Source organism: Nitrosomonas marina, from assembly GCF_900111605.1.
GTDB classification, from domain to species: domain Bacteria; phylum Pseudomonadota; class Gammaproteobacteria; order Burkholderiales; family Nitrosomonadaceae; genus Nitrosomonas; species Nitrosomonas marina_A.
In genome coordinates this window covers 1-19,176 of record NZ_FOIA01000002.1, presented here as the reverse complement: position 1 = coordinate 19,176, position 19,176 = coordinate 1, and the positions used below count along the sequence as shown (strand labels likewise).

Genomic DNA, 19,176 nt, shown 5'->3' with positions numbered 1-19,176 from the left:
TCAGGAACATCAAAGTACAAAACAATAACCATAAAATCAGGAGAAGAAAATGCCATATGTTCATTTACGTGTTGCAGGCACGCTGAGCCAGGATCAGAAAGCGCAGATTGCCGAGGAGATTACCGATACCCTCTCGCGCGTTGCCAATAAATCGAAATCCTACACGTATATTACGTTTGAAGAAGTGCCGCATGACAACTGGGCAATTGGTGGTGCGCTGCTGGCCAAGAAAGACTGATATCGGCCGTTCTGTAAGAAAAAGCTGATCGAAGACCGGTGACACATTTGATCAATAGTTATATGCAGCTATGGCATTGTTTTCATGGCGTAGATCGGGAGCAGTGTTGAAACAGGCGGAAACCAGTAGCAGAGCGCAGGTAAAATTCGACGCGAAAGGCTATTGCCTGAATTTACCCGCACAGCCCGGTGTGTATAGAATGCTCAATGCCGATGGCGAAGTAATCTATGTCGGTAAGGCCGTGGATTTAAAAAAACGTGTCTCTTCCTATTTTCAGAAAACGGGGCTGGCGCCACGGACGCAGTTGATGGTGTCTCAGATCACCGGCATTGAAACGACGGTGACCCGCTCGGAAGCCGAAGCGCTGCTGCTGGAAAACAATTTAATCAAAAGCCTCAAGCCGCGCTTCAATATCCTGTTCAGGGACGACAAATCATATCCATATATCATTCTGAGTGGACATGAATTTCCTCGGCTGGGGTTTTATCGCGGGTTGCTGGATAAATCGCATCAGTATTTCGGCCCGTTTCCTAATGCCGGTGTCGTGCGCGAGAGCATTCAGTTGTTGCAGAAAGTTTTTCGCCTGCGTACCTGTGAAGACAGTGTATTCAATAATCGTACGCGTCCCTGCCTGCTGTACCAGATAAAACGCTGCAGTGGGCCGTGTGTTGGAAAAATTTCACCGGCCGAATACCGCGAGGATGTGGACGGTGCCGCGTTGTTTCTGCAGGGCAAGCAATCCGAAGTGATTGACGGTATTGCCGGCAAAATGCAGCAAGCCTCGGACAGGATGGATTACGAACAGGCGGCCGTTTTGCGCGACCAGATGCAGGCGCTGCGAAAAATCCGGGAAAAGCAGTTTGTAGACAGCGGCAAGGCGATGGACGCGGATATTGTGGCCTGTGCAGGTGACGCGGAAAGCAGCGACAGGGTATGCGTGACGCTGGCCATGGTCAGGGGTGGCCGCCATCTCGGCGACAAAAGTTTTTTTCCGCAGAACGCCGACGGCTATCAGCTGTCTTCGGTGATCGAGGCCTTTCTGGCGCAACATTACATCAATCGCAGTGTGCCGAGCCTGATTATTGTTGACCGCAAAATCCATCGGGAATTACTGGAGAATTTGCTGAGCGAGCAGGCAGGCCATAAAGTGACCATTAATCAGAACCCGATCGGTGAGCGGCGAATATGGTTGAAAATGGCGTCGGAAAATGCACAGCTTTCACTCAATCAAATGATGAACCGCAAAGCCAGCCAGGAAGAGCGGCTTGTCGCACTGCAGCAGGCTTTGAATCTGGACGGGCTGAATCGTATCGAGTGTTTTGACATCAGCCACACCATGGGTGAAGCGACGGTGGCATCCTGCGTGGTGTATGATCAATTTGCCATGCGCAACCATGAATACCGGCGTTTTAATATCAAAAATGTTACACCGGGCGATGATTATGCCGCGATACGCGACGCATTAAGCAGGCGTTATCAGAAGATTGTTCAAGGCGAGGGACGCATGCCTGATCTGATCATGATCGATGGCGGCAAGGGGCAGGTGAATGCAGCAAAAAAAGCGCTCGATGAACTCGGTATCGGCGATGCCAATCTGATGGGTGTTGCTAAAGGTGAGGGTCGAAAGCCGGGCCTTGAGCAATTGATTTTTCCCGAGCGACAAAAGCCGCTACAATTGCCTAATAACCATGCCGCTTTGCATCTGATTCAACAGATTCGGAATGAAGCGCATCGTTTTGCAATTCAGGGGCATCGTGGACGGCGTGGTAAATCACGCATGACCTCGAGCCTTGAAAGTATCAGCGGGATCGGCGCCAAACGACGTCAGTGCCTGCTGGGACGTTTTGGCGGCTTAAAAGGTGTGCAGACGGCCAGCATTGAAGAGCTGGCGCAGACTGAAGGAATCAGCCGCAAGCTTGCGGAGAAAATTTACCGGGAACTGCACTGATCGTTCGCCGGAAACTGTTGAAAATACAGTCGCGCACGACATATCTGCAGATTGCCGGCCCCTGGCCGTTACATGATTAATCTGATGAAATATTTTTTTGATACCTGTTTTTATAGATGCCTGACAAAGCAATCGCTTTTATGCCTTTGAACCTGCCAAATTTACTGACGTGGCTTAGAATACTGGCCATACCCATATTTGTTGGTATTTTTTATTTGCCAACCGGCTGGCTGACAGTCGAACAAAAAAACCTGGTTGCCACCCTGATTTTTGCCGGTGCTGCCATAACAGACTGGCTGGATGGCTTTCTGGCGCGTGCACTGAATCAAATGTCCGCCTTTGGCGCTTTTCTCGACCCGGTGGCAGACAAATTAATGGTCGCTGCGGCGCTGATCGTGCTCGTTTATCTCGACCGGCTCGGCGCGCCGATAGCGCTGGTTATTATCGGACGGGAGATTGCCGTTTCTGCATTGCGTGAATGGATGGCGCAGATCGGTCAATCCAAAAGTGTGGCGGTATCGTTTCTGGGTAAAATCAAGACAACCGCGCAAATGATAGCGATCCCGCTGCTGCTCTACCACGATGATCTGACTGATGGCCTTAATGCGCATCAGATCGGAACCTGGTTGATTTATGTGGCGGCGGTGCTTACATTATGGTCAATGATTTATTATTTGAAAGTAGCGATTCCGAAGGCCATTCGCGTTGACAGATAGCTGACCGGAATCGTGACACGACCGGGCGAAAAAAAAACCTGTCGTTCTACGAGCAGAAAGGAAACTTATGACACGGCTGTTTTTATTGTTTATTGCTTATATTATGCTTTCCATGTTACTGGCTGGTGCAGCTAACAGCAGCGCCAGTGAAGACCCGAGTGCGTTTGTTATCTGTGATCGCATCAAAAGGCTGAGTATCTGCGAGGAATACCGTCTGAGCACACTGTCCGCGACAGACCGCCAGTTGATTACCAAGCACTGTACTGTCGGTGAGCGTTGCCCTGATGAAAACAGAATCGGGCGCTGCATTCGTTTTACCGATCCGGACGGACTGGTTCTCGACAAACATTATTATCGTGGGTCGAAAAAAAAGCATGACTGGGATGCATCAACCATCGAGGAAACCTGTATTCAGAGCGGCGGAAAATTTGAAGATGGCTGACTGCGCCACTTGATGAAATAAACGCAGTAACTGATGGATATCGGCTGACAATAGCCGACTGCCAAATAATTGGCACTCAGAAAACAGACCAGATCTGGCAAAATCCGCTGTGGCAGCTTTTGGAGAGGGTTGGTCTGATTGATAACAACCCTAACCAAAGATAGTGAACTGAAAAATGATAAGACTATGGAATCTGTCCATGCCGGGTATGCTTGTTTTATCGCTGCTAGTCGGTATCAGCATGAACGCAGCAACGGTCTTTGCATCGTCACTGATCATCGACACCAAAGGCTATGCATCAGGCCAGTTAAGCCGGGTCGGGCGTGATGATACATTCGGTCGCGGCATGAGCGGCGCATATGCGGGTGAACTGTTACTGGGTCATGAGAGCGCATCGTTTATCAGCTTTGGCAGTCTGCCGCAAAATCTTGTGACCAATCCTTTCCGTTTTTGCTTTGACGAAGATGACTTCTACGATGTACTTGAGGAACTGATCGGCTACGATGTCGTAATCGAATATAAAACGCCACGCAGCAACACGCTGCTGGCCTGCTCCGCTGTCAATGAGCTGGTCGACATCCATCTGGTTGATAAAAACGGGCCGCTGTCGCAAACGCATCTGATCGGTGACATCCGCACATTTGAACCGGAAGTTTCCTACGGCGTTGAATTTGGGCGGATAACCAACGTCATCAAGAATAAAAACCTTGCGCGAAATTATTTCATGACCATGCAAATCGGTGCAAATGGCGACAAATTTCGTCATTTTGTGATAGATGATCATGATCTGTATTATTTCGCGATCGAAGGACTGAAAGCAGGCGTTCAGGTGAAAGTGCACTACAGTGAACGGCTTGCCAGCAGAAATATTTTCGGTCATCGCACACGATTGTTTGTGTCCGAAATAGAGATCGCAGGCCGGCAGGCTGGCATGGACTAGTTTTTAGCTACTGGTTTTTTTCCCGTAAAAGGTTGAAAATATCGGCATGACTTAAATTTGAGCAAAACCATGAAAATTTATCTGATCGTAATTAGCTTGCTGTTCAGCGCCTGCACAACGCTGCCGCCCGCTTTTGACAGTGCGGATATACAGGAGCTGACATATGCCCAGGTCAAAGCGGATACCGAGAAATATAAAGATGTCCAGGTAAAATGGGGCGGGGTGGTTACCGACCTCAAGGAGGTGGAAGACGGTAGTCTGATGCAGGTCATGCTTTATCCGCTGGATTATTACGATCGCCCCGATATTGACAAACCCAGCGAAGGGTATTTTCTGCTAAAAAGCGAGAAGAAGCTTGATTCAAAGATTTATTTTACGAGCCGGGAAATCGTTGCAATCGGGACAATTGAAGGCAAATCCGACTATGCGGCCACCTATGGCAGCGCCGGTTTGCCGCTGATCAACGCCGTTTCGATCCATCCCTGGCCGATCGCTTACCGCGAAAACTATTACTACTATTGCCCGACCTGCTACTTCAAACAGCTGTTCTGGTAAGATGCGCTCGTCCGTGTTAAGTGTTTTTATGCACGGCACGAAATTAATAAGATCCAATTGCAATGTTTATATTAAATATCGCTCATCAGTCGCTGGCTAACATTACTGATGAGACAACTGGTTAGTTGACTAAGCAATCTGTCTGTAAATTGAGGAAAAAATGCACACCAAATTGGCAATAAATAATTTCTTACTGGATTATAAATATACGATTGTTTAAGTGTATCGGACAACCTGCGATACTGAAAGAAGCCCAAGGTATGGGAATATGGGCACAGGCGGAATATGGAAATGGCATTCAAACCCTGTTGTTCGGTTTTGGCGACAAGATACATAAGTACGCCGATGCACCAATGGTTTTAACAATCTTTTAATGCTTACTACATTGAACTGGCTTGCAGAAACAAATGAGCAGCTGCAGCTGTTAGTAATCGACATAAAATTGCTATCGGGAGATACGGCTACACAGCGCCTGCTATCGCTCAAAGATAAATTATTCAATTGGGCGAATTAGTGTGTTTAGGGCTCTCTGAATTAATGACGACACATGCACGTTATTAGGATCAATTGCCGCTGTAGAATCCGATAACGGTATCCAGCGTACCTTTGAGTGCAAAACCAGCCGTTCCGATCCGGTACCGGAACCAGTTCTTCCAGATAATCCGATAAAATCCATGAATAACCAGACCCTCAAGCTGCGTCGCATCGCCATCGATACTTATCATGAAAACGTGGCGTATCTGCATCGTGAATGTGCGGTGTATCGTGCGGAAGGATTTCAGGCGTTGACAAAGATCCGTATCTGCGCCAACGGTCGCAGGATTCTGGCTGTGCTGAATGTAGTCGATGACGCGGCGATTGTGACGCCGTCGGAACTTGGACTGTCCGAACAGGCGTACGCGCAATTGAATGCGAGCGAAGATTGTGCGGTCAGCGTAGACCATGCGGAATACGCATTGTCGATGGATGCGGTGCGGCGCAAGATTAACGGCGAACGTCTGACACTGGCGGATTTTGAATCGATAACGCAAGACATCGCAGCCAGTCGCTACTCGAAAATGGAGATGGCTGCGTTTCTGGTAGCGACGGGGCAAAACAATCTGGACCGCGACGAGGTTTTGTATCTGACGCGTGCGATGCTGGAGACAGGGCAGCAGTTGAACTGGGGTGAGGCGCTGGTGGCGGACAAGCACTGTATCGGCGGCATCCCCGGTAACCGTACTTCGATGCTGGTGGTACCGATTGTCGCCGCACACGGTATGCTGATACCGAAAACATCGAGCCGGGCTATTACTTCTCCCGCCGGAACGGCGGATACCATGGAAATTCTCGCTGAAGTGAATCTCACGCCGAAAAAGCTCCACGACATTGTGCGCAGGCACCGCGGCTGCCTTGCATGGGGCGGTACTGCGAAACTGGCGCCGGTGGACGATATGCTGATCGCGGTCGAGCGTCCGCTCGGTATCGATTCGCAGGGGCAAATGGTGGCATCGATTCTGTCGAAAAAACTCGCTGCGGGCTCGACGCATCTGCTGATCGACATACCCGTAGGGCCGACGGCAAAGGTGCGGCACATGCGCGCAGCACTTGCACTCAGAAAACTGTTTGAGTTTGTCGGCGACCAGCTCAATATTCATCTTGAAGTGATTATCACCGACGGCCGCCAGCCTGTCGGCCGCGGCATCGGTCCAACACTGGAAGCCCGCGACGTGATGCAGGTGCTGGAAAACGATCCCGGTGCACCGCCGGATCTGCGCCAGAAATCGCTTGAACTGGCCGGCCGCATCATTGAATTTGATCCCGATGTACGCGGCGGCCAGGGATACGCGATTGCGCGTGACATTCTGGACTCGGGCCGCGCGCTGGGGAAAATGAATGCCATTATGGAAGGCCAGGGCGCGCATACGATTGATTTCACGCCCGGCAAATTCTGTTACGAAGTCAAAGCGGGCAGCGCTGGTGTTGTGGCGGGTATCGATAATCTGCAAATGGCCAATATCGCGCGTATTGCCGGTGCGCCGATGGATAAAAAGGCCGGCGTCGATCTGTTACGAAAAACCGGCGAAGCCGTCAAGACAGGTGATGTGCTGTATCGTGTTTATGCGGAATTTATGTCCGATTTTGAATTTGCCCGGAAACTGGTAGAGCAGGACAGCGGCTATACGCTGAGTAAAGCAGCGGCCGTTCAACAGCATGATGCCTTTTTATAGTTTGAGGGATTTATATGCACATAATGGGTTTTGAAGATTACCGAGCGCAGGCGTTGGCACTGAGCATCGCGCTGCAGACAGAATATCGGGAAATCCGGCTGCACAGTTTCCCGGACGGCGAGAGTCTGGTGCAGGTGCCGGTCAATCTGCCGGATCATGTGGTACTGGTCAGAAGTCTGAACCAGCCGAACAGCAAGCTCATCGAACTGTTGTTGAGCGTGTCCGTACTGCGGAAACACGGTGCCAGGCGAATTACGCTGGTTGCGCCGTATTTGTGTTATATGCGTCAGGATGCGGAGAACCACCCAGGCGAGGCGGTCAGCCAGCAGGTGATCGGCAGGCTGCTGGCGGATAATTTTGACGATGTGATTACAGTCGACCCACATCTGCACCGGGTGCAACGGCTGGTACAGGCAATACCTGCACGGCATGCGCTGGCGGTGACGGCAGGCGGTGAAATCGGACGGTTTTTACAGCAACAGTATGCTGATGCGCTGCTGGTGGGTCCTGACAGTGAATCCGAGCAGTGGGTGAGCGAGATTGCCATTACCATCGGTTTTTCGTATACAGTGGCAAGCAAGGTAAGAAGCGGGGACAAACAGGTCGCAATCACGTTGCCGGAACGCGATTATGCCGGTCAGCATGCGGTTCTGGTCGATGATATGGCCAGCACGGGCCACACACTTGCGCAGGCGGCTGAAAATCTGCTACATAATGGCGCCCGACAGGTCGATGCCGTGGTTACCCATCCGCTATTTTGCAGCGATGCGGAGCAGGTTATTCGTCAATCCGGCGTTACACGTATCTGGAGTTCGGACAGCATTACGCATTCGACGAATGCCATACAATTGGCTAATGTGCTGGCCGAAGCTGTCAGACAAATTGTCTGATCAAATTATCCACAGAGCACGTCAATATGCTGCACAACGCAGCGCCCCAGGGCATTCAGTGCGTAACCGCCCTCGAGTACGGAAACGATGCGCCCATTCGCATATTGTTCAGCCCATGCCGTAATTTGTTGCGTTATCCAGACGTAATCCACATCGTCGAGCATCAGATTCGCCATATCGTCTTCGCGATGTGCGTCAAACCCTGCGGAGATAAAGATCATCTCCGGTTTGAACGATTCCACGGCAGGCAGCCAGTGCGTAGTCACTGCTTGCCGGAAAGCATCGCCACCTGATGCTGCAGGCAATGGAACACTAATGCAATTGCTGTACCGGGTTTTCGCGCCCGAATGTGGATAAAAGGGATGCTGAAATGTGGAACAGAACAAAACTTTTTGATTGCCGCCAAAAATCTCTTCGGTACCGTTACCGTGATGCACGTCGAAATCCAGTATGGCAATGCGCTGCAGGCCATGCGTTGCCAGTGCGTGCGCGACACCAACGGCAATATTGTTGAAAATGCAGAAACCCATCGCACATGAGGATTCTGCATGATGGCCGGGTGGACGCACAGCGCAGAATGCACGGTTTGCCTTTTGTCCGACCACCAGATCGGTGGCAAATATTACTCCACCTGCAGCGCGCAGTGCTGCGTTCAGCGAGTGCGGGTTCATCGCGGTATCCGGGTCAAGATATGCCAGACCTTTTTGCGGCGATGCATCCCGAATACTGGTAATATAGTCGAGTGGATGCACCCGCATTAATTGCGCATCCGTGGCCAGCGGCGCTTCATAACAGCGAAGCTTCTCGATCAGACCGGTTGCTTCAAGTTGTTGCGCGATAGCTTTCAATCGTTGCGGGTTTTCGGGATGATATGGCCCCATGTCGTGCAAGAGGCAATCGGGATGGGTAATGTACGCAGTCATTGCAGGCTTGATCAGGACGTTCATGAATATGTCAGACTAAAATCATACCGGTTTTGGCGAAGTGAATGTGATGAACCGACCAAATTAATTTGTGTCTTGAATACGTTTCAGATAGAATCGTAGCCCTGCAGTTGAAGCCTAGGCTCAGTTGCGGTCGCAATTACAGTAGGCGTGTAGCTCAGTTGGTTAGAGCACCACCTTGACATGGTGGGGGTCGTTGGTTCGAATCCAGTCGCGCCTACCACGATATCTTTCGTTTTCTCCTTCACTGATTGCCATCTGCTCCCATAAATCTATCATTCGATACATTCTTTAGAATAACAGAAGTGAATGGTAGTCAGAGTTTTGTGGTTGCTGGATCGTGCTGTGCCGCCAATTGTCCGCGGACCACGTTGATGCGGGCCAGGATCAGCAGGCCGATAATGAAATAGCTGCCGGTAATCAGCATTGCGAGTCGGTGATCGCCCTGGGATATCCAGCTGACCCAGCCATAGGTAAGTGGTCCCAATATGGATGAGAGTTTGACAGCCAGCCCCCAGAGTCCGAAAAATTCGGCGCGGCGGGTAACCGGACTGAACAATCCGACCAGTGCGCGGCCGGCAGACTGGGATGCGCCCAGACAAAGTCCGGCAAGATTGGCAGCTGCCCAGAACATCGCGCGGTCTTCGGCGGCCCAGGCCATTAAAATCATAATAATCCAGCCGACGAGCGTCAGCGCAATAGTCAATAAATGTCCGAGTTTGTCCTGTATGTGGCCAAAGGCGAATGCGCCCAGCGCTGCGGTAATGTTGACCAGTAAAATAAGCAGTAATGTTTCCTGCGTATCGAATCCCATAGCCTGTTGCGCATAAATCGCAGCCAGTGCAATGACGGTCTGAATACCAGCTTGATAAAACACCAGGCAAACCAGAAAACGCATCAAGTCCTGGTAATGACGCACATGTTTGAGCGTGTCTCTCAGTCTGGAGAATGATTCGTAGACTATCCTGCGCCCATGCCGGTGCGGTTGTGGTTGTGCACGTTCTTTGAGATAAAGAAATGTCGGCAGGCTGGCAACGGCGAAAATGGCGGCTGTAATTATCATCGTAACCGGCACGTATTGGCTGGTTTCATGTCCTTGCGTCTGTGCCCAGGTGACATAAACAAGACAACAACCGAGTGTAAACAGCCCACCCAGATAACCCAGCCCCCAGCCCCAGCCGGATACTTTGCCGATCGACTGGTCTTTCGCCAGCTCCGGCAGGAATGCCGCGATCAGATTTTCGCCGCTGCCAAAAAAGAAATTAGTAAGAATAATCAGTATGATGGCCAACCATAAATCACCCGGTCCGGCATAATAGAGTAGGGCTGTAAACACGATGCAGCCTGCAGTTGTGGCAAGCAGTAACGGTTTCTTCACGGCGTATGCATCTGCATAGGCACCGAGTGCAGGTGCGGTCAGAATAATGAGCATATATGACACCGCGAGTGATGCTGTCCATGCAAATGTGCCCCAGTCTTCATTATTTGCAATCACCGCGACGAAATATGCATTGAAAATCGCTGTGATAATGACAGTGGTATATCCTGAATTGGCAAAATCAAACATTGCCCATGACCAGATTTCAAGCCGCGAAACACCGTCCGTAAAATACTGTGATTGTGTTTTGTTTTTCAAGTATATGTGTTCTGTGTGGTTTGCTATTTAAATTAACGTTTTGCCCATTTGGCTATAATATGCGGCACGCTGCTGACGATAGCAAGTAAATCTCCCCGGTTTTTTTTCATTTGATAACGTATACGGCTAACCTTTAATGCAGATTTTGGGTCGCAGAAATGCTACGTGCCGCAAAGGATGCGTGCTTTTCAAAGGATTGCCCAATTGTTTCACCACAGCCGTTAATACCTATATCTGTATCATGCCCAAAATATGCATGTGTCATCGAGAAATACCAGGAAAGTGTTGGATATGCTGATATTGTAATACAGCTCCGGTGCAACATACGATGCGAAAAAAATTACAGGCAAGCGGTTTATAGCAACGCCGCATTCGACAAATTAATTAACGCGACGGTTATTTATTCAGCTCGCTTCTCACTTTGTCAGCTTCAGCATTTACTCGATTGATTTCAGCCTGCAATCGAGCTTGTGCCTGATTGGCGGTATGGGTAATGAGCTCATTGTCTGCATTGGCTTCTTTGACCATGCAGGTATGATATTCCAGGGCACGATCCTGCCAGGCATTTATCGCATCAACACTGCGGTTGAAGTTTTCTATATTGGTTGTGTTGATAACAGGTGGTTCAGGTTCCGCGCCGCAATGTGCGGGTGTCCAATGACCATTGACGAGAGATCCCGCATGTCCTGATGCTTGTATCAGTATCAGACCACTCAGAATTGCAGCGATATATTTCATACGAAAAAAACTCCTGTTGAAAAATGAATATTTTGAACTGTATCGATTTGACCTGAACAATTAAACAAACCACAATTAAACAAACGTATTCATATGTTCAATACTGATTCATGTCATGTGATAGTACTGTTTTTGAATACAGCAAGAACGCATCCAGATGGTGCTCGATAATTGCAATGGTCGCTGCAAGTTGTGGCGATTGATAGCCATGCACTGCAATACTGCGAAATCCGACCATGTTTTGGAGTGTTGCAGCCATTGTGGCGGGTATCCAGCCGGCTTTTACCAGCAAGGTAAAAACATCATGCGCACTTTGGGGCGAACCCAGTTTTTCGCGCCGGACCAGGTGTTTCCCCAAATCCAGTACCGCCTCATTGGCGCGCTGTATATTGAGGATAGCTGTATCCTGCTGGATATCATCGTTCGAGAAACCGACTGGGTCGTGCAAATATGTTTCCCGGGCACGTGCGACACAATATTGAATTGCGGCTGTTTTCTTCAACAAAACATCATCTGCCATACACGCTGTTCTTCCATACAATTCCGGTCAATAAATACTGTCGCTGCATGTTAAATTCAGTTTTTTCACTCAGGATGATACTTTCATAAATTGCCGCCTGTGCGTCGCGCGTCCATATACGGCGACCAGTTGTAATAATCTGGTACTGCAAGACAACACCGAGCGAACGTAAATCTACAAGCATTATCTCATGACTAAAACGGTTCGCTAAGCACAGCTTCAACTTCGATAATTCAATCGTATCTATATTGCGGCTCATCAAAACCGCCAGTTCAATATTGCCCGGTGACGATGCCTTGTCTGCAGCATGATTGTCAAAAAGATACAATGCCAGCAAATCAGGCAAACGCGCACGAAATTCATTCGTGATAGCTGTCAATTCAGATGTCATAAAATGGTACTGTTCTAGGTCTGTTGTAAATATGAATGGTCTATTCCTATCTGCCAAATAGGGTTATTTTACGCCATCCCCGTTAAGGATTAAATCGACAGATATAAGCGGCAAATTTGCGTTTCCGGTTTAGCAAATTTTTTTGACAGGATTTGTAGAATGTAGAATTGTGCTGTATCAGTGGTGCTTTAACCAACCTGCTGCAGGAATGAAATGGATTGTTCTACTTGAAAGCGCACGATTCCGGCAGTCATTAACCAAAAATATCTTCCTGAAATTGTGATTGAATCTGTTCTACTTCAGCTTTGTTTTCTATCAATGCATTGACACAATCACTGTCAAGTTTCTCGCCTGCAAGCCGTTTGAGAAGATCAAAAGCCTTGTCATTGCTCCAGGCATCTTTATAAGGACGGCAGGATGTTAATGCATCAAATACGTCTGCGACAGCCACGATCCGCGCTTCAAGCGGTATTTCTGAATTTTTTTTGCCACTGGGATAGCCGCTGCCGTTGATCGCCTCATGATGGAATTCTGCGATGTTTTTCAATACAGCGATTTGCTCGATGCCGTCGAGCTTAAAGTTTGCAACAATACTGTCGATCATGGACCGGCCAATAGTGGTATGGGTATTCATCATTGCCCGCTCTTTTTCATCAAGCGGCCCGGGTTTCAAAAGAATCGTATCAGGGATGGCAATTTTGCCGATATCGTGTAAAGGTGAAAACATAAAAACATGTTCGATGTATTCGTCGTTCAGTTCATATTTATCGGCCAGCGACTGTGCGATAAGACGACTGTATCGCGACATGCGATCGAGATGACTGCCGGTTTCCGGGTCGCGTAAATGGGTAATGTCGCTCGTGGTTTTGATTGCCGCATCCATAACGCTGAGCGTGGACAGTTCGTTAATGACAATCAGTGAAATCAGGTGACCAAATACATCCAGGTCTTTGAGTGTTTTTTCATCGAACACATCAGGCTGGTATGAATTGAAAAACAAAAAACCGAAAAAGCTGCCACTGTGAAACATGGGCATGGTGTAGCTTGCGGCGTATCCCTGATGGCCAATGCGCCGAGTATGTTCATGTTCATTGTTATCAAATGTAACAAGATTGTTGACAACGCGTGGCCTTTCTCTGTCCAGAATTGCCTTCAGAGACCCGGCCTTGTCCAAAGAGGTTTCATAATGTTTGAGTGGCTGATCGCATCCGCTGCTATCGACGTAGGTTTTTATTATACGGGATTCGGGGTCGTATAATGTAATCGCAATGCGTGCGATGAAGTTGAATTTGTCCTTGATAACGCGATGAGCGCTGACAATTTTTTGTTTCAGGGGAAGGTGTCGATTCAGTGCTTCAAGTGAGTCTTGATGGTGAAACATAGACGGACATCAGGCCTGTTTGTTAATTATTGTAACCATGTTATAACAAAAAGCCGAATGTCATATTTCAGATAAAACATGCTTGTGTCCACTTTTTAGTAGATTGGGGTCATCCAAACTATCGCATTTAATCCAGATAAACAGATATGCGTGCTCGATTAGTACTCTATCACTATGATATTGAAAGAGCACTAGGTTCCCGCAGAGAGTTTCATCAAGTGCTTCTTGAATTTTTCTGCTGGCATTGGCTTGGCATAATAATATCCCTGACCGAATTTGCATTTCTCCATTTGTAAAAAATCATGCTGCTCACTGGATTCAACGCCTTCTGCAATGACTTCAAGTCCAAGTGATTTCCCCATACTCAGGATAGCTCGCGCAATTGCTACATCATTAGTATCGTCGGGCAGGTCCTGAACAAACGATTTATCTAATTTTAATTTAGTGACAGGCAGACGTTTTAAATAACTGAGCGATGAATATCCAGTACCAAAATCATCAATTGCGATCCCGAATCCCAAATCGCGTAATCGATTCAATGTGGAGCTTGCGCCATCGCTTTCCTTCATGATGACACTCTCGGTAATTTCAAGCGTAACAGTTTCAGGTGAGCATTTGGTAGTACTCAGGGCTTTATCTATAGTTGCCAGAAAATTGTTAGAGACCAGCTGCTTACCGGATACATTAACAGACAATATGCCGGGATTCAGGTTTGCTTCAGTCCATGCATTCATCTGTTGAAATGCCTGCTGTAATACCCATTCACCTAATGTAAAAATCAGATCGTTATCTTCAGCAACGGACACGAATTTATCCGGAGGAATCCAATCCAGGTCGACATGTTTCCACCTGAGTAAAGCCTCGGCGCCGACATAATCACCGGAACCGAAATCTATGATTGGCTGATAATAAAGCTGAAGTTGGTTTTTCTGCAACGTTTCCCGCAAATCAGTCGACAATCGCATGCGTTCCTGGACCCGTTTGGACATTTCGTGCGTATAAAAGTGAAAATGGTTACGCCCGGCTTCTTTTGAGCGATACATAGCGAGATCAGCCTGTTTAAGCAGGCTCTCGATATCGTCACCGTCATCAGGGTAAAGCGTAATCCCAATGCTGGCTGAAATGTAGATTGCGCCACTGTGCAACTCGAAAGGGCTTTCCATCGCTTTTAATATCTTCTCTGCAACCATCCGCGCTTTGTCTTCATTAACATTATCTTCGATCAGCACCGTAAATTCATCCCCGCTAAGCCGGGACACGGTATCTGTCGCCCGCATGATTGAAGTGAGTTTGTCAGCTACCTTGCATAGTAATTCATCGCCAATGTGATGGCCGTGCGTGTCATTAATTTGCTTGAAGTGGTCCAGATCAATAAACAACAGAGCAAGCTTTGTCTGGCTGCGTTTGGCTTGTGCCAGCGCATGTTTCAGCCGTTCAGTAAACAGGGCACGGTTAGGCAGTTGCGTCAATGCATCGTAATGCGCAAGGTGGTTAATGCGTTCGTGATAGTGCTTTTGCTCGCTGATATCATACATAACAGCAATATAATGGTCTGTTTTACCTGCCGGGTCCTTTAGTGCCGAAATACTTAGCCATACTGGAACAATATGGCCGTCTTTATGTCGATCCCAGATTTCACCGTGCCAGAATCCTTCTTTATGAATTTTCTGCCACATTGCACGGTAAAAATCATCGTCATGCCGGTGCGATCTTAAAATTCGGGTATGCTGGCCAACAACATCTTCGGATTTGTAACCCAGGATGTTTTCGAATGCTTTATTGACTTTTATGATGATAGCTTTATCATCGGTGATGATGATGCCGTCCAGGGCATTAGAAAAAACATTCGCGGCAAGACGCAATTCTTCTTCATATTTTTTACGTTCAGATATATCCTGAATCAACGCAATAAAATATTTTGGTGCGCCGGCGTAGTCCTTAATTGTTGCCTTATGCAAGGTTGTCCAGATAATATTTCCCTTCTTATGAATAAAACGTTTTTCCAGATAGTGGCTATCTATCTTTCCGGAAAGCATTTCATCGACGTAGCTTAATGTGGCCTGTAAATCGTCTGAATGGGTGACAGAATACACATCACGCCGCAGTAATTCTTCTCGAGGATAGCCAAGAATTTCGCATAATGCAGGATTAACATCCATAAACTGCCCTTCGGTTGACTGCAAACAGATGCCTATGGGAGCATGCTGCATTGCCTGGCTGAACTTGACTTCACTTTCATGAAACGCCGCCTCGGCGGTATGCTGCGCACTGATATTGTTGAACAGCAGAATAGCGCCCGCTATTTCATTCTGACTGTCGCAATATGGCATGACGTATAATTCAAAAACTTTGTCTGTTTCTGGGTGTGTGATTTTGTTCTCGAAACGGGCATTTTCCCGAATTACCTTGTGTACCTGGTTGTACAGCCCGGGAATTTCAATTAACCACTGGACACTGTTCAGTGAGCTGTTCTCCATGACGCTGTCCAGTGCAGCGACTTCGCTGCACGCGTTATTGGTCTGGGTAATCCGTAACTGTCTGTCGACGACTATTAATGGAAAATCCAGGCTTTGTTTCACGTTTACGAGGTCCGAACTGGTTTTTTCCAATTCGGCTGTTTTTACCTGCAGTTCCTCGTTGACTGTCAGCAGTTCTTCATTGGTTGATTGCAGCTCTTCATTCGAGGTTTGAAGCTCTTCATTGGTTGACTGCAACTCCTCGTTAGCTGACTGCATCTCTTCATTGAGCGATTGAAGCTCTTCATTGGATGTTTCCAGTTCCTCAACCACAATATTGAGGTGCGTGCGTGTATTTGTAAGTTCTTTTTCCAGTTCGTTGATTATCAGGCTGTCACGCTCTGCTTCGGCAAGCGTTTCAGTACCTGGGTTTGGCTTTTCATTCTGCTGTTCATTGATGGTAATGAAAGAGACAAGTAGCAATGATTCCTTTCCATGCTCTAATGGACGAACAACCAGTTTTACAGGGTAGGGCTTGTCGTAAATTTCAACCGTTCTGATGGAGCCTTCGGCAGGTTCTGACTTGCGGCGGCATCGGTACACCAGTGCTCTTAGCTCAGTGCGCAGGGAAGATGGAATCATGTCAAACAAATACATTTCAGCCCTGCCTTTGGGAAAATTCAGAAATGATTTCAGGTTGCCTTCGAAATGCACGATGCTGTTACTTTCGTCAATGACCAGCGAGGGAGGAGCATAACATTGCGCCAGCTCTTCAAGTGTCCTCATGGTGATGTAATCGGTACTTGTAGCGACGTTAATCAGGGATTTGTTCTTCTCCACAGATACGGTTGGCACTTCTTGAGAAATCGGTAGGGAGTAGTGTACAGCTCCGCCGCTCGGCATATATATGTGTGCTTTACCGTTAACCGTTTGGAACAGGTCTTTGTGTAAGTCCAGATTCTCGGATTTCCCGAGAAACAGGTAGCCGTCTTTATTTAATGCATAGTGAAATACCTGCAGCACCTTCTTTTGGGCTTCAGGCGTCAAATAGATCAGAAGATTTCGGCAACTGATCAGGTCCATTCGACCAAATGGCGGGTCTTCAATGACATTCTGACGTGTAAAGACAATCCGGTTACGGATGCTTTTCAGAATACGGCGATGGTCGCCCGCTTTTTCGGTGTATGCATCAAGTAGCGGTTTCGGCACAGTTTCAAGCTCGCTGATCGGGTAAAGGGCTACACGTGCACGTTCGACGGCCGCATCGTCCAGGTCTGATGCGAAGATCATGTATTGCAGGTCAGCTCGCTGTTGTTTTAGAATCGATTCCTCAAACAGCATTGCAATGCTGTAGACTTCTTCACCCGAGGCGCACCCCGGTATCCAGCAGCGTATGATGTTGTGATTAGCCTGGGAATTCACAATTTTGTCGATAATGAGTTCCAGTGCAGCAAAAGCCTCCTTGTCCCGGAAAAAATACGTCACACTGATAAATGTGTCACGTATGAGAAGATGCGCTTCTTCCTTGTTCGCTCTCAGGTATTTGGCATAATCGCTCAGCGAGTGGATTCCCAGAATGCTCATGCGCCTAGCTATCCGTCGCTGGATTGTGGCTGACTTATAGGCGTCCAATTTGAACGCCGTATAGTTTCGCACCAGATTGTAGATCTGGCCGTACTCATCGGTTTTGTGTTCCGTGGTCGTCAGCAGTTCTGTGAAATCAGTAGGGTGATCCAGCAGGCGCGGTAGTACCTTGCCAATGTCCGAAGAAGTTAATGTCAAATCCACGCTTCCGGTATGAAGTGCCGCTTTCGGCATTCCGTCATACTTTGCTGTTTCAGGATTTTGGGCTATGGTAATTCCACCGGCTTCTTTGATCGCTTTTATTCCGGATGCGCCATCGGAACCGGTTCCCGACAGGATAATGCCAATGGCATGCTCTTTCAGTTCGTCGGCAAGCGAGAAAAAGAATCGGTTGACGGATGGCTTTGGGCCAATAGAATGCTGTGGTTTTACCAGACGAAACAGTCCCTTATCCAAAATAACGTCATTATTCGGCGGTGTGATATAAACATTTTTGGGTTCCGGCAGTTGCTGGTCTTTTAAATCCTGAACTGTTAGGTGCGTCAAGGGTGACAACAGGTTTATCAGCATACTCACATGTGTAGGTGAGACATGCTGGGCAATCACATAAGACAAGCAATTTGATTCCGGCAACGATTCCATGAGATCACGCAGCGCTTCAAGCCCTCCGGCTGACGCTCCAATACCAACGAGCCTGACATTATTGTTACTGCTACTATTTGTGTTTGCTCTATTTAAATCTTTACTTCTCACCGGTTCCCTCCAAGCGCCAGGCCTGTGGCCACCATGTAAATGGCCACATGAATTTATCATCTAAATATGATCCAGCTTTATCAGGAAAGTAATTTTATGGAGAATTAATGCGTTTCATTATCGATAAATTCAAAAAAATTTCTTCCATGCATTGAAATCTGCCTGATCGCGAAGTGAATATTTTCGTGTGAATGAACCAGAAATAGTTGCGATGACTCATCAGCAGGGGGATTTATGCTTTCGTGTTACAAGCAGAATCGGAGCTAATGTTAGAGTGCTTGCGTCGAAATAACCCTGTTTATAATGTTGTCAATTTATTGAATTAACTCATACTTTAGTATTAGTCTAGCATGAGTATTATGAAAATTTCCAATGATTAATAGTTATATTTTCATTGGGATAAGAACGGGCCTGTTTTGATAGTCCATTCAAAAAAAGCAGGAGTCAGGAATAGAATTCTTTGTAACTGAAATACGGAACATCCTGCACAGATAACTGAAAATGCTTCGAAAAGCGCACCGAAACAAAGTTGGAAAACCAATGAATAACAGCTTAACTGCTAATTATAAAATTGTTACTCATATCAGGTACAGCAAGGTTACAACACTTGTACGTATTGTTTCGGATAAAATAACCAAAACTTCATGTTTACTAGAGTTTAGAGCGAGCTTACTCCTCCAGGCTAATATTTTTTAGCCTGTTTTAGCTAGTCGCCCTATGTTTTTTCCTTTTGTTACGCAGTCTTAATCCGCTCACACTCAGAATCGCTATTTTTGTTCCAATTTGGTGGCATGAATTTTTTGCATTTCGCATTCCACCACTGCCTGACGGCAA

At 47.6% G+C, this 19,176-nt stretch carries 16 protein-coding genes and 1 tRNA gene; 10 read left to right on the top strand and 7 right to left on the bottom strand.

Going from position 1 to position 19,176, the window contains the following annotated elements:
• Window positions 1–49 precede the first annotated feature (49 nt).
• From BMY62_RS01125 to BMY62_RS01090, 9 genes are all read left to right on the top strand, one after another.
• A complete protein-coding gene (locus BMY62_RS01125) occupies window positions 50–238 on the top strand; it encodes a tautomerase family protein (RefSeq protein ID WP_090655373.1) in 189 nt (62 codons plus the stop codon).
• A gap of 106 nt (window positions 239–344) precedes the next feature.
• Window positions 345–2,186, top strand: coding sequence for an excinuclease ABC subunit UvrC (uvrC, locus tag BMY62_RS01120; RefSeq protein WP_256207376.1), 1,842 nt, complete (start codon window positions 345–347; stop codon window positions 2,184–2,186).
• Window positions 2,187–2,326: 140 nt separating this feature from the next.
• The gene (gene pgsA, locus BMY62_RS01115) at window positions 2,327–2,902 is read left to right on the top strand and encodes a CDP-diacylglycerol--glycerol-3-phosphate 3-phosphatidyltransferase (RefSeq protein ID WP_090655768.1); all 576 of its coding nucleotides are present in this window, start codon (window positions 2,327–2,329) and stop codon (window positions 2,900–2,902) included.
• Window positions 2,903–2,969: 67 nt separating this feature from the next.
• Window positions 2,970–3,344 carry a hypothetical protein gene (locus BMY62_RS01110; RefSeq protein ID WP_090655367.1) on the top strand — a complete coding sequence of 125 codons (375 nt, stop codon included), beginning with the start codon at window positions 2,970–2,972 and terminating at the stop codon, window positions 3,342–3,344.
• Between the two features lie 175 nt (window positions 3,345–3,519).
• Window positions 3,520–4,284: a hypothetical protein gene (locus BMY62_RS01105; RefSeq protein WP_143058736.1), complete on the top strand. Its 765-nt coding sequence runs from the start codon at window positions 3,520–3,522 to the stop codon at window positions 4,282–4,284.
• 69 nt (window positions 4,285–4,353) lie between these two features.
• Window positions 4,354–4,839 carry a Slp family lipoprotein gene (locus BMY62_RS01100; RefSeq protein WP_090655361.1) on the top strand — a complete coding sequence of 162 codons (486 nt, stop codon included), beginning with the start codon at window positions 4,354–4,356 and terminating at the stop codon, window positions 4,837–4,839.
• Window positions 4,840–5,051: 212 nt separating this feature from the next.
• Window positions 5,052–5,213 carry a hypothetical protein gene (locus tag BMY62_RS16045; protein ID WP_177170254.1) on the top strand — a complete coding sequence of 54 codons (162 nt, stop codon included), beginning with the start codon at window positions 5,052–5,054 and terminating at the stop codon, window positions 5,211–5,213.
• A gap of 300 nt (window positions 5,214–5,513) precedes the next feature.
• Window positions 5,514–7,049, top strand: coding sequence for a thymidine phosphorylase family protein (locus tag BMY62_RS01095; RefSeq protein ID WP_090655358.1), 1,536 nt, complete (start codon window positions 5,514–5,516; stop codon window positions 7,047–7,049).
• 14 nt (window positions 7,050–7,063) lie between these two features.
• Entirely contained in the window at window positions 7,064–7,939 is an 876-nt protein-coding gene (locus BMY62_RS01090; RefSeq protein ID WP_090655355.1) for a ribose-phosphate diphosphokinase, read from the top strand.
• A gap of 5 nt (window positions 7,940–7,944) precedes the next feature.
• Here the strand turns inward: BMY62_RS01090 and BMY62_RS01085 are convergent, their stop codons facing one another.
• Complete coding sequence (locus BMY62_RS01085; RefSeq protein ID WP_256207375.1) at window positions 7,945–8,886, bottom strand: histone deacetylase family protein; 942 nt, start codon at window positions 8,884–8,886, stop codon at window positions 7,945–7,947.
• Window positions 8,887–9,029: 143 nt separating this feature from the next.
• Here BMY62_RS01085 and BMY62_RS01080 point away from each other — a divergent pair.
• Window positions 9,030–9,106 (top strand) — tRNA-Val (locus tag BMY62_RS01080).
• 93 nt (window positions 9,107–9,199) lie between these two features.
• Here the strand turns inward: BMY62_RS01080 and BMY62_RS01075 are convergent.
• The 6 genes from BMY62_RS01075 to BMY62_RS01050 form a co-directional block, all read right to left on the bottom strand.
• Window positions 9,200–10,519, bottom strand: a complete 1,320-nt coding sequence (locus BMY62_RS01075) for an MFS transporter (protein WP_371264060.1) — start codon at window positions 10,517–10,519, stop codon at window positions 9,200–9,202.
• 396 nt (window positions 10,520–10,915) lie between these two features.
• Window positions 10,916–11,257: a hypothetical protein gene (locus tag BMY62_RS01070; protein ID WP_090655349.1), complete on the bottom strand. Its 342-nt coding sequence runs from the start codon at window positions 11,255–11,257 to the stop codon at window positions 10,916–10,918.
• 97 nt (window positions 11,258–11,354) lie between these two features.
• Entirely contained in the window at window positions 11,355–11,777 is a 423-nt protein-coding gene (gene hepT, locus BMY62_RS01065; RefSeq protein WP_090655346.1) for a type VII toxin-antitoxin system HepT family RNase toxin, read from the bottom strand.
• Window positions 11,767–12,168: a nucleotidyltransferase domain-containing protein gene (locus tag BMY62_RS01060; RefSeq protein WP_090655343.1), complete on the bottom strand. Its 402-nt coding sequence runs from the start codon at window positions 12,166–12,168 to the stop codon at window positions 11,767–11,769. The genes hepT and BMY62_RS01060 overlap by 11 nt, the downstream gene beginning before the upstream one ends.
• A 253-nt stretch (window positions 12,169–12,421) precedes the next feature.
• Window positions 12,422–13,549, bottom strand: a complete 1,128-nt coding sequence (locus tag BMY62_RS01055; protein WP_090655341.1) for an HD-GYP domain-containing protein — start codon at window positions 13,547–13,549, stop codon at window positions 12,422–12,424.
• 191 nt (window positions 13,550–13,740) lie between these two features.
• Window positions 13,741–18,342 carry an EAL domain-containing protein gene (locus BMY62_RS01050; RefSeq protein ID WP_177170253.1) on the bottom strand — a complete coding sequence of 1,534 codons (4,602 nt, stop codon included), beginning with the start codon at window positions 18,340–18,342 and terminating at the stop codon, window positions 13,741–13,743.
• Between the last annotated feature and the right edge of the window lie 834 nt (window positions 18,343–19,176).